Genomic DNA, 14,056 nt, shown 5'->3' on the forward strand with positions numbered 1-14,056 from the left:
TCAGCCTCCGAAAGAAAAAGGGGTAAGACAAAAGCATCTTACACCCTATTTAGTGACTTTAGTAATTTCCTTTTTTTCATCTTCGAATTCTTCCATAACATCACTTGTCAATTCGCGAGTTGATTTCTTGAATTCACGAAGTGTCTGGCCAAATGCACGTCCAATCTCAGGAAGTTTCTTTGGTCCAAAGATAATGAGGGCTAAGACAAGGATTAAAATCAATCCAGGAACTCCGATGTTTGATAACATATCAACATCTCCTTTTTCATATTGTAAATCTACTATGATTATAGTACTTTTCATCCACAAAGTGGAGGAATGCTGCGAAAGTTCATAAGAAATTCACAAAGGGCACAGTGTGCCAACTAATTGTGACATTTCCTATTCTATAACATTTGTCCTCAATTATCTATTATTAATGTTATACCAGTAAATTAAACAATTGATGTTCCTTGTTCAATTCCATGAAGGCAAAGCCCTTTTTCTCCATGCTGGAAATAAGCCTATTGTATTCATGTTTATTTTTCAATTCAATACCGACAAGCGCCGGCCCGCTTTCTTTATTATTTTTCTTCGTATATTCGAACCTCGTAATGTCATCTCCTGGTCCAAGAACATCATCAAGGAATTCACGCAGCGCCCCAGCCCGTTGAGGAAAATTGACTATGAAATAATGAAGCAGTCCTTCATGGAGCAAAGACCTTTCTTTGATCTCCTGCATCCTCCCTATGTCATTATTACCGCCACTCACTACACAAACGACCGATTTGCCTTTGATTTCTTCCTTCAGAAGGTCAAGGGCGGCAATTGGCAGAGCACCTGCCGGCTCAGTAACAATTGCATGCTCATTATATAATTCCAGGATAGAAGTGCAGACCTTCCCTTCAGGAACCGCGACCAGCCCGTCTACATGCTCTTTGCAAATTTCATAGGTTTTGCTGCCCACACATTTGACAGCGGCACCATCAACAAATGTATCAATATTATCAAGGGTAATTGCACTATTCCTGTCAAACGCTGCACTCATGGACGCAGCACCGCTTGGCTCAACACCAATCAATTTTGTAGCAGGGGACACGCTTTTTATGTATGTGCTCAATCCAGCCATCAAGCCTCCGCCGCCAATACTTGCCAGGACATAATCCACAGAATCCTGGCAGTCATTAAGGATTTCCACGGCAACGGTTCCCTGTCCGGCAATTACATTTTCATCATCAAATGGATGGATAAACTCCCTGCCTTCTTTCTCGGCACATTCCCGTGCCTCCCGATATGAATCATCAAAAGTGTCCCCGACGAGGACGATTTCTATAAATTCACGGCCGAACATTTCCACCTGGCTGATTTTTTGCCCCGGTGTGGTCGCGGGCATGAAAATTTTCCCGTTAACACCTAGTTGTCTGCAGGCGTACGCCACACCCTGGGCGTGATTTCCTGCACTTGCACAGACAACTCCATTTTCCAATCCATGTTCCCATAGCAACCTGACTGCATAATACGCTCCTCTTAGTTTGAAAGAACGTACATGCTGAAGGTCTTCTCTTTTCAGATAGATATCGGCTCCATATTTTTCTGATAATCGTTGGTTCAATTGCAGCGGAGTATGGGCAACAATCTCTTTAAGATGCCTATAGGCAATAAGAATATCCTCTACACTTACCCATTTTCCTTTTAATGTTTTCTGTTCCATATCATGTCACCCTCACTTTGCAAAATAATTAATTTGTTCATTATATCACAGAAAAATTATTTGTCGATTGAATTTTTAAAATATTTGAAATTCCGGGCTTTACATTGAATAAAATGAGAGTAAAATAACATATAATAACGAAAATACGCTGGAGGGAATTATAAAATGGAATTTTCTTTGAACAGTTTTGACGGGGCTTTGCCAGTAGAGGTGACTCTCGATGAAGACAACGGGCGTTATATGATTCGCAAAAGTGATACTAGTGGAGAGTTTTTCAACAGTCCTATGGAAATGGTGAAATGGATCCGCGATAATTTGAAGCCTGAGGATTTTTGCATTCCCTCAGAATTCACCAGGATGATGAATAGCCTTTCACAATTCGAATAATAAAATCCATTGCTTCGTCCAGCCAGATTTCGAGATAAAAAGACAAAGCCCCTGCGAAAAGCAGGGGCTTTCTTGGTGGAAATTTGAATTAGATCAGGAAGCAATTCTTTTTTCTTCTCTAGACCGTATGATTTTGTCTCGAACATCATCAGCAATTGCGATTAAATCCTTATCCTTGTATTGCCGACTGTAAATTGGCTGACTGATGATAACATTTATTTTTGCGGGTTTGACTAGACGGCCATTCTTTTCAAAGACATCAGCCGTACCCGTAATGGAAATCGGGACGATTGGGACACCAGAATCTTTGGCAAGACGGAAGCCACCCGCTTTAAATCTACCTACCGGTCCCCCCTTGCTTCTAGTTCCTTCCGGAAAAATCACAAGTGAATGACCTTTCTTTAACAAATCCACTCCTGTTAAAATGGAATCTGCCGCCCGTTCGCGATTTTTCCTGTCAATGAACACACAATCAATCGCTTCCATCCAGGCAGACAGTATCGGAACTTTCTTGACTTCAATCTTGGAAATGAAGCCAAATGGTTTATCAATGGCCCCAATCAGGACCGGTATATCGAAATTACCTTCATGGTTGCTGGCGAACAGAACAGGCCCTGACGGAATATTGTTCAGCCCCTGTACTTCAATCTGGGAACCCGTCAATGCCATGAACGTTTTTGACCAGTTTTTCGGCGTTTCATGGATTCTCCGCTTCTTTTGCTCAAACTCCATATCATCCGGCAACCTTTTTATTCCTGACAGTTTTGGCAAACTCCAGACAAGATAGCCACCCATATACAAAAAACACGCAATTAAACGAAGCATTGTTTCCTCCTAAGTACATTCTTTTGCCATTATAATGGATTTGTTTTATCAAGACTATATGATTAAACAAATTAATGAGAAAAGTGTTTTCACTTTTTTAACTGATTATGATCATTTGCAATCCCCTCCATTGCTCTCAAAAGGAAAAAAGCAATCCTTTTTGAGGATTGCTTCAACGTACATGCTATTTGTGTTTAAAAATCAGGAATTCATAATCGTATGGATTCTTTTCATTCTTTGGACCGACTTCCCTTGTCTGGAGGTTCCACTTTTCTATGTCAAAGACCGGGAAGAAGGTATCTCCTTCAAACTGATGATGGATCATCGTCAAATAAAGCCTGTCCGCTTCCGGCAAAACTTCCTTAAAAATCTCTGCACCGCCGATGACGAATATTTCCTGTTCCTTTTGGTTTGCATATTCTCTAAATTCTTCAATGGAGTTCATGACCGTACAGCCGTCAGGCCTGTAGTTTTCGTCCCGTGTTATGACAATATTTTCTCTGCCAGGAAGCGGCTTCCCTATAGATTCAAATGTTTTTCTTCCCATCATGATCGGATGTCCCATCGTTACGCGCTTGAAGAACTTTAAATCCTCGGGAAGCCTCCAAGGAAGCTGATTATGGTAACCAATTACTCTATTTTCATCCATTGCCCAAATTAATGAAATCATACACTGACAACCCCTTTAATATGAGGATGTGCTTCATAATTAACTAATTCAAAATCTTCATATCTAAAATCAAAGATCGATTTGACATCAGGATTCAGTTTCATTTGCGGCAAAGGTTTTGGATCCCTTGTCAGCTGGAGTTTAACCTGTTCAACATGGTTGGAGTAAATATGCGTATCACCAAAGGTATGCACGAAATCTCCGGGCTCTAAATCGCAAACATGAGCAACCATCATTGTCAGGAGCGCATATGAAGCAATATTAAATGGCACCCCCAGGAATACATCCGCCGATCTTTGGTACAGCTGGCAAGATAGCTTGCCATCAGCTACATAAAACTGGAACATACAGTGGCAAGGCGGCAATGCCATATTCTTGATTTCCGCCACATTCCAGGCATTGACAATCATCCTTCTGGAATCTGGATTGGTTTTAATAGTATGGATCAACTCGGAAATCTGATCAACGGTCTCCCCATCAGCACCGTCCCATGAGCGCCACTGATGTCCGTACACCGGTCCTAGTTCACCCTTTTCATCTGCCCACTCATTCCAAATCCTCACACCATTTTCCTGTAAGTACTTAACATTCGTATCACCATTCAAAAACCAAAGGAGTTCATGGATGATCGATTTCAGGTGAAGCTTTTTAGTCGTCAGCAGTGGAAATCCATCCTGGAGATTAAAACGCATCTGGTAGCCGAATGTACTGATTGTCCCTGTACCGGTACGGTCTTCCTTTTTCACACCTGTGTCCAAGACATGTTTGCATAATTCTAGATATTGTTTCATGAATTTCCCTGCCCTTCAAAAGCTACGATTTATTTCTATTCATTTTAGCAAGTATAACGGATGGAATAAAGGATATTCCTCTTTTATCTTTGATGTTCTCTAGCTAAATTCCTGCTTGTTTTTAGCAGAATCCTTGAAAAATACTACTTAAGAGCTTCAATATAATGATAGGTTTGCGGAGCTGCTTCCTTCAACAAACGTGCCGGCATCCCGCCAATATAGTACATCGCAAAGCATTCGGCAAAATATTCCTCGGGATAATCCAGGAAATATGCCCTGCCGGGAAAAAGCACGCGGCTTTCCTGTTTCCATATAGTCAGGAACCTTTCTTCCTCCCTGATTCCGTCATAGACATGGCGATCGAGTGAATGTGCAAGTTCGTGCAATTCAAGGTTGACCGACCCATGCCCCTTGCCCTTCTCACTGCTTCCAATTTTCACAAGCACAACTCTAGATCCACCAATCCCCGGAACCTGGTCCCATGTCCGTTTCGATGTGTAGCCGCGCGGAATGACTCCCTTTAAGTGACTGGCCGTAGGATTATCAGTGAGGTTGCCTTCAAATAATCGAACCTTGATATTTTGATTGATCGCTTTCTTGATCATGGATTCAGGCAAAAGGGTGAGACGCCCGATAATATTCGCTGCCTCCACCTGATCGAAGTCATCCTCCGGAAGCACCACCAAGTTTCCCGCCAGACTGGCTGCTTCAGGATCCAAAGATTCATATAGTAATGATTGTTTTGGGTATTCAAAAAGAAAAATGCCATCCATATTGGCATTTGAGCTTCCTAGTAGTGTGAAGGAAAGAATGATAACAACGAATATTTGAAAAACTTTTCGCATGTATTATCCCCTTTCCTGAAGAGTTTTTTCTGGGCGAATAACAATAGATGTGGATAACGATAGAGTGAGGGATTTCCCAATAGTAATCTATTAAAATTATAACATACGTTCGCTTGCCTGCTGGCTGAGAAATTCAGGAAACATTCTATTCTGTGGATTTTCCATGTAGAGTGGAAGATGAGCATCATAAGTTTATTGCGGGAGAACGATGGATTAAAATATTTGAAAGAGAGTTTGTTTGCGGTATCAATCATTATTTGTAGTAAAAGCAAAAAGACTCATCCGGTCAGAATGGATGAGTATGCCACAGGATTGATCATTGGGATGCACTTATTGTTTTTAGCAGCTTCACCAGACGCTCTCTGCTTTTTTCCTTCACACGCTTATTTTCCTCTTCAATTGACCTGGTTTCCTGCATACCTTTCATAATAATATGATAACATTCCTCAATCAGCTCGATCTCAATGGTCGGCGCATCCAAAACGGGGGGGACTTCCCTACTTTACGGGTTGATGTTCTTGTTTTTCACGATCTCATTCGTCCTTTTGCCCAGCTCCCTCAACGAGTCCCCAACCAGCTTCTGTCTTTTAGCAGCGATTGACTGAATCAATCCATCTTTAAATATAGGAATGGTGCTCATGAATGACGAGTTCATCTTGGCAACCAGCCTGTCATTTCCGCTCTGCAGCATCTTTATTTGAGGTACCGCCTGTAAAGCAACCATTTTAGCCATTTCAAGATCATAAATTCTATGCTCAAGGGCATTTATCGCATTCTGCAATGTGTCAACTTCCGTTGAGACCATAAGATCTCCAGCAGGTTGTTCCAGCCTCATCTCTTTGCTTGCTGCCCATTCATTGAGCCTCATTTCGGCAGCCACTATATATTTTTCAAGCGTCAAGTAATATTGGTAGTTTTGTTCAAGCATCTGCCCCAGTCTATTCGACATTTCTGCCATTTCTCTTTTATATTTGAATATCTTCACATATATTTGATCTATTTCCTTGCCAATCGACAGATACTTATTAATTAACCTATCCATCATATTATCGGTTTTCTTGAATAGTCTGCTGAACAATCCGACTGCTGTTTTCTGAAAATCCTTCCTGTCAAACCGATCCATAATTTTACCCAGCTGAATGAGTATGTGCTCAAAATCCTCCTGGTTATCCTTCATAATAAAATCAAGAAGCTGTTCAGAGAAACGGGAAACATCAACAGCAGGTTTCATGCCAAATTCAAGGATATGAATAAGATCCTGGTCATCTATGCTCCTGGCCAGATGCTGGACCTCCTGTTCATTCCTCAAAGCCTGCTTTAATTTGGACACCTTCGCATCGTTCAACTTCCCGTGGGAATGATTAGAATAAGGGCTTACATTTTGATCATTGATCGGAAACATCATCTTAATCACTCCTTAGACTTTTGAATAGTCCTTGAACAATGACTTTTTTCAAGACAGAAGGTTCCCTCATCTCCTGTTCAAATATGACGTCCTCAAGCCAATGGGAAACAAAGATTCTCTTATTGATGAATTTTTCTATATCGCTGTGGCCTGCAGGATTAAAAATGATCCAATCTATGCCTAATTGGTTCAATAACAGCAGCAAGGCTGCATCTGGCCTGGTAATAGTTCCATTCAGCCCGTTATTGTATATGATCACCTTGGGCACTTCCTGGGAATAATCGAACTTCTGCAGCATTTTCAATATACTTTCTGGTATCTGCATGGCCTGTGTAAACAAATAGACCCTTAAATCATCTACTTTCTCATTGTTTTGAGGTTTCAGGTTTGGGTCGGCACAAATCCTCCTGATTGCTGAAGCAATGGCTGTTTGAAGCCATTCGGGCATGTGTTGATACTTCCAATAGTGTGCGCCGGCCATCTTTTGCGGGTCAAGAAGTCCTTCTCTGTCTAGAGCCTTGTGATAATGGAACCGGAAATCACTATTTGCCCCTGTGGAAAATGGGAGCGTTTTAATGAGTAAGGCATTCTCCTGGAGGATCAGCCGATGAAGCAGCTTCCAATACTCTCGCCGGTTATTGCTGACCCCATTGACTTTTGCAAACAACGCAGGAATCCTTACTGTTTTATCCTTCATTTCAAAATATGGCCTGACCATTGCTTTTTCCTCTGCTACCAGAAACAATTCTTCGTAAGTTGTCTTTAGAGTGATAACAGAAGGCAGATAGTCTCTCAACTGCCATTTTTTGTACAATAGGCTTCCAGAATCGGTCAAAATATTTTCAATCTCTTTTGATGCCTGATACGCTACTGTAGCACTGCTGTTTCTATATTCAGCGGGAAATCTTTCTGGCTCATGCTTTTCTGGATATACACGCAAAAAGCAGGTACGCTCCCGCTGTACAGCCATTTCAAGTGCGTCGTTTCCTGACGGTGTGAATGAAATGACATCACAGCCTATTTCCAGTAAAAATAACAAAAGGTACTGGTGGCTTTTTGTATAATTCCCATACCAGAGAAATGCTGGCATGTTCTTTTCCGGATCTGCTTTTCTCAAATATTGGCCGAGTTGGTTCTGGATCCAGCCGAGGACATCGTCAAGGATATTAATGGAATCCTCGCCCGCCAGTCCGAAGTCTTCATTTTTACCGAATAGCTTAAGCATTTCAATTAGTGCTAGTTTTACTTGGCTGTTGAGGATGGGATGATCGGATTTCAGCAGCAAATCCTTTTCTTCGAGGACTGAGACGAAGTCAATTGTTGACGCATTTCTTTTTTGGCAGGAGAAAAATGCTTTTTGTATTGTGGACATACGGGCAGCTTCCGAGCTGTTGACTAATGACTCCTCAGTTAACAAAATCAGGTTATGGGAGCGAACATAATCAAATAACTGGTTATAATATTCATCCTCATCATACGGAATACCTGTGAAACTGGCTGCTACCTGTCCAATATGTAGGATATTCCCCTCTTTTTTATAAGCCGGCCGCTCATTTCCAGGCGTTTTTAAGATGGACAACCAGTTCTCATCTGTTATAGGTAATGAATGCTTCATTAAAAGATACTCTGATGGATACATAGAATCACTTCCCACTGAAGAAAAAGTTCTAACAAGCCCCTGCCAAGCTGCCTGATTCCATTATACTGGAAAAGCCATCTGCGGACCTCTACTACCTTTACGTGCTGGTTCTTAAAATGTTTCACGAATCAGTAATATGCCTGATTTTCACTTCCAAAGCCGTCCTTGCATATAGATAAATACTTCAATCTGGAAGGGTGATGCACATGCGCTTTTTATATAAGAGGCAGCCTATTGGCGAGATGGAAGACGAATTATCACAGGTCTGGCAGGCTATGTCTTCAGGCTGGCTGGTATTATTTGATCTGTTATTCTATTCGTTCATTCTCACCCTTCTGATCATGCCACTAACCTTTACGATAACCAGGTTGACCGGCACATTCATTATTATCTATTCTTCACTTGTCTGCTTATTCCTATTGATCAGGAAGGCAGGGAAGGAAAAGGATGATACTAATATAAAGTGAGTTTGCTAAACCTCTGTCCATCATGGACCTGATGATGGACACTTTTGATGGTCGACTCCCGATTTCTGTCCATCATGAACCTTATGACGGACACTTTTACTGGCCGTTTCCTGATTTCTGTCCATTAAAAGAGGAACAGACATGCCTCTGTTCCCCGACAACTCGTTTTATTGGACATTCTTTTGCTGTTCAATTCCTGCAGCTTTTTTCTTGTTCATGTAGTGAACGACAAAGGTTGCTGTGAATGTGATTAGCAGCAGAATGAAAAAATGTGCATGTTCGATATGGAGGCCGAAAACACCGGCCAGCATTTTCGCAGATATGATAAAAATAAGGGTATATGCAGTTGTCTCGAGTTCAGGGATCCGCTCAATCAATCTGATGAAAATTCCTGCAACACCTCTCATCATTAGAACACCCAGCATCCCGCCAAGCAGCAATACCCAAACTTCCTCACTGATGCCCAAAGCTGCCAGGACGCTATCAACGGAAAAAGCAATATCCATCATTTCCACTGCGGCAACCGTGCCCCAAAATGTCCCGAACATTCGGATCAGTAGCCCGCTTTTATTAATTTCAGGAATTTCACCGTTTTCAAGGCTCTCCCCTTTTTTCTTTTCCAAAAAATATTTAGTCGCAAGCCAAGCCAGATAACCTGCGCCAAGAACTTTAACCCACCAGAATTCAATAAGGTATACACCGATTCCGATTGCGATGAACCGGAATGCATAGGCGCCGAGCAATCCATAGAACAACGCTCTTCTCCTCTGTTTTTCTGGCAAATGCTTTACCATAACAGCCAAGACTAAAGCGTTATCAGCAGATAAAAGTCCTTCAAGGATGACGAGAGTCCCGATCAGCCCCCAGCTGACTGGGTCCGTTAATACTTCGATCCACATATCCCAATTGAAAAATTGGGCATATGTATCAACAAATCCTTGTATGATGTCCGTCATTCTAGATGTTCCTCCCATTTTTCAGCTGTAGGTCCATGTAGTATAGAAAAACCCAGCATCCGCCGGGCCTTTACTAAAAACATATTTCGTTTTACTTAATTTAAGTCCTATTGCAGCAAAAAAATGAGAAGCATTTAGTCACAGTGCTTGCTGGCAGATTTGATTCAACTTTTCCATTTTGGAGGAGTGTTTTTGGCCCAAAAAATCCTACCCAGCTCATAATGAGTCTGGAACTCGTCATGATAGGTATGGTAATGGAAGTTAAACCAGTGGCCATCCTTCGGCGGCTGGTCTCTTCTGACATGGAAGCGGATAATGTCCTTGCCATTATCTCCAATTATATGGAATATCTTTTCTGATTCGCCACCGCCTGGCATTTCGGTGATCTGCAATGTATTGAGTTTTTCGCCGGGAAATTGCACAGCTACCATTTCAATAGCCTTTTCAATGTTTGGCAGGATGGTCTGCCTGAATTCGTCCTCAATCACAGGGCCAATTTTGGCACCGAATTTCTCGAAGGACTGATGTTCCGCTTCCCTCATTGCCCTGTCAATGAACCGGTTCCGTTCTGCATCTTCATCAAAAGTGTCATCAAGGGAATCAAGGTATGCCGTTTCAGCGGCAGTCGATCTATCGGATCTTTCAGCTGTGGTTGTCAGGAACCCATTCACCTGTGCAGGAGATACCATCCCAAAGGTGACAATCGATATCAAGACAACTAACGATTTACGGAGCCATGCAGGCATTTGGATCACATCCTTATGTAAATAGGGAAAATTATTAATTGTTAAAATAGGAATCTATCGTCATTGTGAAAATATGGTTTAATGCAGCCTGTCCTGGTGAAAATAATATCAGGACTTTTGCTTATTATCATTATAACTTGTTTATACGTATATGTGGGCAATGGGTTTCAGATTTTTCAAAAATGGTTATAAGGAAATATTAGAGGTTTGATTACCGAGTTAAAAAGGGAGGTCTAAAAATATGGAGTGGATCACTATAGCTGTAAGTCTATTTATGCTAGCTTATTTTGTATATTTAGCCATTGCTGATTGAGCAGTGGAGTTTATGTGGACGGACAGTAAAGATCTATTTATTGTCCGTCACTCACTCTAAATATGCCCTTCACAACCACCATCTTTTTCTATGACCCCAAAGTGGAATTTCGCCGATTTCCTGACGATTACATTGAAACTATACTCTTCAAATCTTCTGCTCCTGAAATGATCTTTTAAAATAATCCTCTTCCTGGCAACACGTGCTGCGTGGTCCATCAGTTCATCCGAAAGTCCCTCATAAACAGCAAAATTCGTTAAGCTCCTGATTCCATCCGACTCAAGGATCGACTCGTCAAACATTGGATCAAAATAAACACAATCGATGCTGTTATCGCCCATTCCCTTTAAGATATCCAGTGAATACCCTTCTATTACATGTATCCTTCTCATCGCCCTGTTGATCAGTTCATTGCCAGCATCCCATGTACGCAAGCCTCTTTTGACTAAATAGGAAAGCTCCTGCCTTGCTTCTATTCCAGTAACAAAACCTTGTTCACCGACCGCAAAACTGGCTACGATACTATCCGAACCAAGACCAAGCGAACAATCAAGGAAACTCATCCCCTCATGCAATTGTGCCGCGTCTATAAGAGGATCTCTTTCCCTGTTCATAAGTCTTTTTATTCGAAACATCGCTGAGTTGGGATGGAAAAAGAACGGCTCGGTCTCTCCAAGCGGAAAAAGCTCTAACCTCTCCTTTCCAACTACCAGACAGTCGTCCTTTAACTGTTCCTGTATCTTGGAAACTGATCTTTTTTTTCTTGGAATAAATTCTGTTTCAAGTTCGACCGCAATCGCTTTTGCCTGGGCAGTCATATGTTCATCTGTCCTGCCCGCTGTAGTCACAAACACAACATACACCTCCTGCCTAAAAAAAGAAAAAGGACGTCATTTGACATCCTTTCCCGATTGGCAAATCTGATTTTACATGGATTTAAGCCCATCGTAAAAGATTACGATTGAATCTAATATCCTAAGTGCAAACTGCGGGTTATCCCGCCATTAAGTTTAGCAATTAGCTTCAAAAGCAGAAGTTAGATTCTCCATGATGGTTTCCATTGGCTGGCCTTCGATATCGTGACGAGGGATAAAGTGGACTACTTCTTTACCTTTCAACAATGCCATTGATGGTGAAGAAGGCTCAAGGTCTGTAAAATATTCACGCATTTTTGCTGTTGCATCCTTATCCTGCCCTGCAAAAACCGTTCCAAGATGATCTGGTTTCTTTTCACTTCTTAAAATTGCCTGTGTTGCTGATGGACGGGCAAGACCTGCCGCACAGCCACATACAGAATTAACAACGACCAAAGTGGTACCTTCCGCATTTTCCATGAAATCTTCTACTTCATCTGCAGTAAGCAATTCTTTGAAACCTGCGCGAGTCAGTTCTTCACGCATCGGCTTAACCATTTGCTTCATATATTCTTCATATGCCATTGACATAAATAATCCCTCCCAAACATTGGTTTGCAGTGTTAGCATACTATATAATTTGGGCCCAACGCAATAAAAGAACGTCTCGATTTAGGAATGAACAGGTTCCTGTACTTTTTCTCCTTCAAACAGGTCCGTTACAGCTCCTCTGGAAGAACAGGAAACAAGTCGTGCATATTTAGCCAAAGTCCCTCTGGATGGCAGTGCCGGCGGAGTCCAATTCAGCTTTCGGGCAGCGAGCTCTTCCTCACTCAGTGCCACAGATAACACCTTTTGTTCACTATCAATCGTGATCATATCCCCATTTTGTATCAATGCAATCGGTCCGCCAACCTGGGCTTCAGGAGCTATATGGCCAATGACAAGACCGTGGCTGCCCCCGGAAAACCTTCCGTCCGTAAGCAGTGCCACACTTTCTCCCAGGCCTTTCCCGACAAGGATGGCTGATAATGACAGCATCTCCGGCATGCCCGGTCCGCCTTTTGGCCCCTCATATCGAATGACTAATACATCCCCGGCAACGATTTCATCGGACATTACTGCCTTTGATGCTGATTCTTCATCGTCAAAAACTTTTGCTGGACCAGTCATACTCTTCACTTTCAGGCCAGAAACCTTTGCTACTGCTCCGGATGGGGCAAGATTCCCTTTAATGACCACAAGCGGCCCATTTTCCCTGAAAGGCTGATCAACCGGCCGGATTACTTTTTGGCCTGGATTCAAGTCCGGAAAGTCCTGAAGGTTCTCTGCGATTGTTTTGCCAGTGACCGTGAGACAATCTCCATGAAACATTCCTTCTTTCAAAAGCATCTTCATGACAGCAGGGACTCCTCCTGCTTCAAAAAGGTCCTGCATGACGTATTGCCCGCTCGGTTTCAGGTCCGCAAGGTGAGGGACTTTTTCCTGAATTCTATTAAAATCTTCAAGGGTAAGGTCAACTTCAGCCGCATTGGCGATTGCCATCAAATGGAGTACCGCATTTGTGGACCCGCCAAGTGCCATTACCACGGTAATCGCATTCTCAAAGGCTTCTTTCGTTAAAATTTGCCTTGGACGGATATCCTTTTCAAGCATCTGATAAACTACTTCACCGGCCTTATAGCAATCATCCCGCTTCTCATCCGTTTCTGCCGGATGGGATGAACTTCCCGGCAGGCTCATCCCTAGAGCCTCAATCGCGCTGGCCATTGTATTGGCTGTGTACATACCACCGCACGAACCTGAACCCGGACAAGCATGACACTCAATTTTATGCAGCTGTCCATCCCCGATTGCACCTTTATTGTATTGGCCAACTCCTTCGAACGCAGACACTATATCAATGTCCTTGCCATCAACCTTCCCAGGCTTGATTGTCCCTCCATAAACAAAAACAGAAGGAAGATCCATCCTGGCGATCGCCATCATGCAGCCTGGCATATTTTTATCACAGCCGCCAATTGCGACAAAGCCATCAAGGCTTTCCCCCTGGACTACAGTTTCGATAGAATCAGCTATCAAATCACGGCTTGGAAGTGAATAGCGCATCCCTTCTGTTCCCATCGAGATTCCATCGGATACCGTGATCGTATTGAAAATAAGGGGAGCAGCACCTGCCGCTCTCGCACCTTCTTTGGCTTTAACAGCCAGCTTATCGATATGTATATTGCACGGAGTTACCTCGCTCCAGGTACTTGCAATCCCGATCATCGGCTTTTTAAAATCCTCATCATTGAAGCCAACTGCACGCAGCATTGCTCTGTTTGGCGCCTTCCTGGCATCATCACTGAATACATGGCTTTTAATTCTTAAATCTTTTCCCATTGATTGTCCCTCCCGATTTTTTATTCATTACCTTACCTCTTTTCTCGTCCAATTGCAATAATAATCTAAATATTTTAATTATT

At 42.4% G+C, this 14,056-nt stretch carries 15 protein-coding genes; 2 read left to right on the plus strand and 13 right to left on the minus strand.

The features are described from left to right. Positions 1-45: 45 nt before the first annotated feature. Together QNH36_RS15105 and ilvA are read right to left on the minus strand one after the other, a co-directional pair. Positions 46-249: a twin-arginine translocase TatA/TatE family subunit gene (locus tag QNH36_RS15105; RefSeq protein ID WP_079509461.1), complete on the minus strand. Its 204-nt coding sequence runs from the start codon at positions 247-249 to the stop codon at positions 46-48. Positions 250-421: 172 nt separating this feature from the next. Next, on the minus strand, positions 422-1,690 hold the full coding sequence (gene ilvA / locus QNH36_RS15110) for a threonine ammonia-lyase IlvA (protein WP_283903736.1): 1,269 nt from the start codon (positions 1,688-1,690) through the stop codon (positions 422-424). Between the two features lie 165 nt (positions 1,691-1,855). Between ilvA and QNH36_RS15115 the strand changes: the two genes are divergently transcribed. Beyond that, a complete protein-coding gene (locus tag QNH36_RS15115; RefSeq protein ID WP_144479911.1) occupies positions 1,856-2,077 on the plus strand; it encodes a hypothetical protein in 222 nt (73 codons plus the stop codon). A 93-nt stretch (positions 2,078-2,170) separates the two neighbouring features. Here the strand turns inward: QNH36_RS15115 and QNH36_RS15120 are convergent, their stop codons facing one another. From QNH36_RS15120 to QNH36_RS15145, 6 genes are all read right to left on the minus strand, one after another. Beyond that, on the minus strand, positions 2,171-2,902 hold the full coding sequence (locus tag QNH36_RS15120) for a lysophospholipid acyltransferase family protein (protein WP_283903737.1): 732 nt from the start codon (positions 2,900-2,902) through the stop codon (positions 2,171-2,173). Between the two features lie 184 nt (positions 2,903-3,086). Then, on the minus strand, positions 3,087-3,572 hold the full coding sequence (locus QNH36_RS15125) for a dihydrofolate reductase (RefSeq protein ID WP_283903738.1): 486 nt from the start codon (positions 3,570-3,572) through the stop codon (positions 3,087-3,089). Next, a complete protein-coding gene (locus QNH36_RS15130) occupies positions 3,569-4,363 on the minus strand; it encodes a thymidylate synthase (protein ID WP_144479917.1) in 795 nt (264 codons plus the stop codon). Before QNH36_RS15130 ends, QNH36_RS15125 begins: the two co-directional genes overlap by 4 nt. A 143-nt stretch (positions 4,364-4,506) precedes the next feature. Next, positions 4,507-5,208: an anthrax toxin lethal factor-related metalloendopeptidase gene (locus QNH36_RS15135; protein ID WP_144479919.1), complete on the minus strand. Its 702-nt coding sequence runs from the start codon at positions 5,206-5,208 to the stop codon at positions 4,507-4,509. A gap of 502 nt (positions 5,209-5,710) precedes the next feature. Then, a complete protein-coding gene (locus QNH36_RS15140) occupies positions 5,711-6,613 on the minus strand; it encodes a toxic anion resistance protein (RefSeq protein WP_283903739.1) in 903 nt (300 codons plus the stop codon). Between the two features lies 1 nt (position 6,614). After that, on the minus strand, positions 6,615-8,252 hold the full coding sequence (locus QNH36_RS15145) for a YceG family protein (RefSeq protein WP_283903740.1): 1,638 nt from the start codon (positions 8,250-8,252) through the stop codon (positions 6,615-6,617). A gap of 206 nt (positions 8,253-8,458) precedes the next feature. Between QNH36_RS15145 and QNH36_RS15150 the strand changes: the two genes are divergently transcribed. Then, positions 8,459-8,719, plus strand: a complete 261-nt coding sequence (locus tag QNH36_RS15150) for a hypothetical protein (RefSeq protein ID WP_144479925.1) — start codon at positions 8,459-8,461, stop codon at positions 8,717-8,719. A gap of 167 nt (positions 8,720-8,886) precedes the next feature. On the opposite strand, the gene QNH36_RS15155 is transcribed toward QNH36_RS15150, so the two are convergent. The 5 genes from QNH36_RS15155 to ilvD form a co-directional block, all read right to left on the minus strand. Next, a complete protein-coding gene (locus tag QNH36_RS15155; RefSeq protein WP_144479927.1) occupies positions 8,887-9,675 on the minus strand; it encodes a TerC family protein in 789 nt (262 codons plus the stop codon). Positions 9,676-9,839: 164 nt separating this feature from the next. Continuing rightward, positions 9,840-10,421: a YpjP family protein gene (locus QNH36_RS15160; protein WP_144479929.1), complete on the minus strand. Its 582-nt coding sequence runs from the start codon at positions 10,419-10,421 to the stop codon at positions 9,840-9,842. Positions 10,422-10,790: 369 nt separating this feature from the next. Next, the gene (locus QNH36_RS15165; protein ID WP_144479931.1) at positions 10,791-11,588 is read right to left on the minus strand and encodes a class I SAM-dependent methyltransferase; all 798 of its coding nucleotides are present in this window, start codon (positions 11,586-11,588) and stop codon (positions 10,791-10,793) included. Between the two features lie 156 nt (positions 11,589-11,744). Further along, on the minus strand, positions 11,745-12,179 hold the full coding sequence (locus tag QNH36_RS15170; protein WP_283903741.1) for a BrxA/BrxB family bacilliredoxin: 435 nt from the start codon (positions 12,177-12,179) through the stop codon (positions 11,745-11,747). Between the two features lie 81 nt (positions 12,180-12,260). After that, positions 12,261-13,973, minus strand: coding sequence for a dihydroxy-acid dehydratase (ilvD, locus tag QNH36_RS15175; RefSeq protein ID WP_283903742.1), 1,713 nt, complete (start codon positions 13,971-13,973; stop codon positions 12,261-12,263). Between the last annotated feature and the right edge of the window lie 83 nt (positions 13,974-14,056).

Origin of the sequence: Mesobacillus sp. AQ2 (assembly GCF_030122805.1) — a bacterium.
Taxonomy (GTDB): domain Bacteria; phylum Bacillota; class Bacilli; order Bacillales; family Cytobacillaceae; genus Mesobacillus; species Mesobacillus oceanisediminis_A.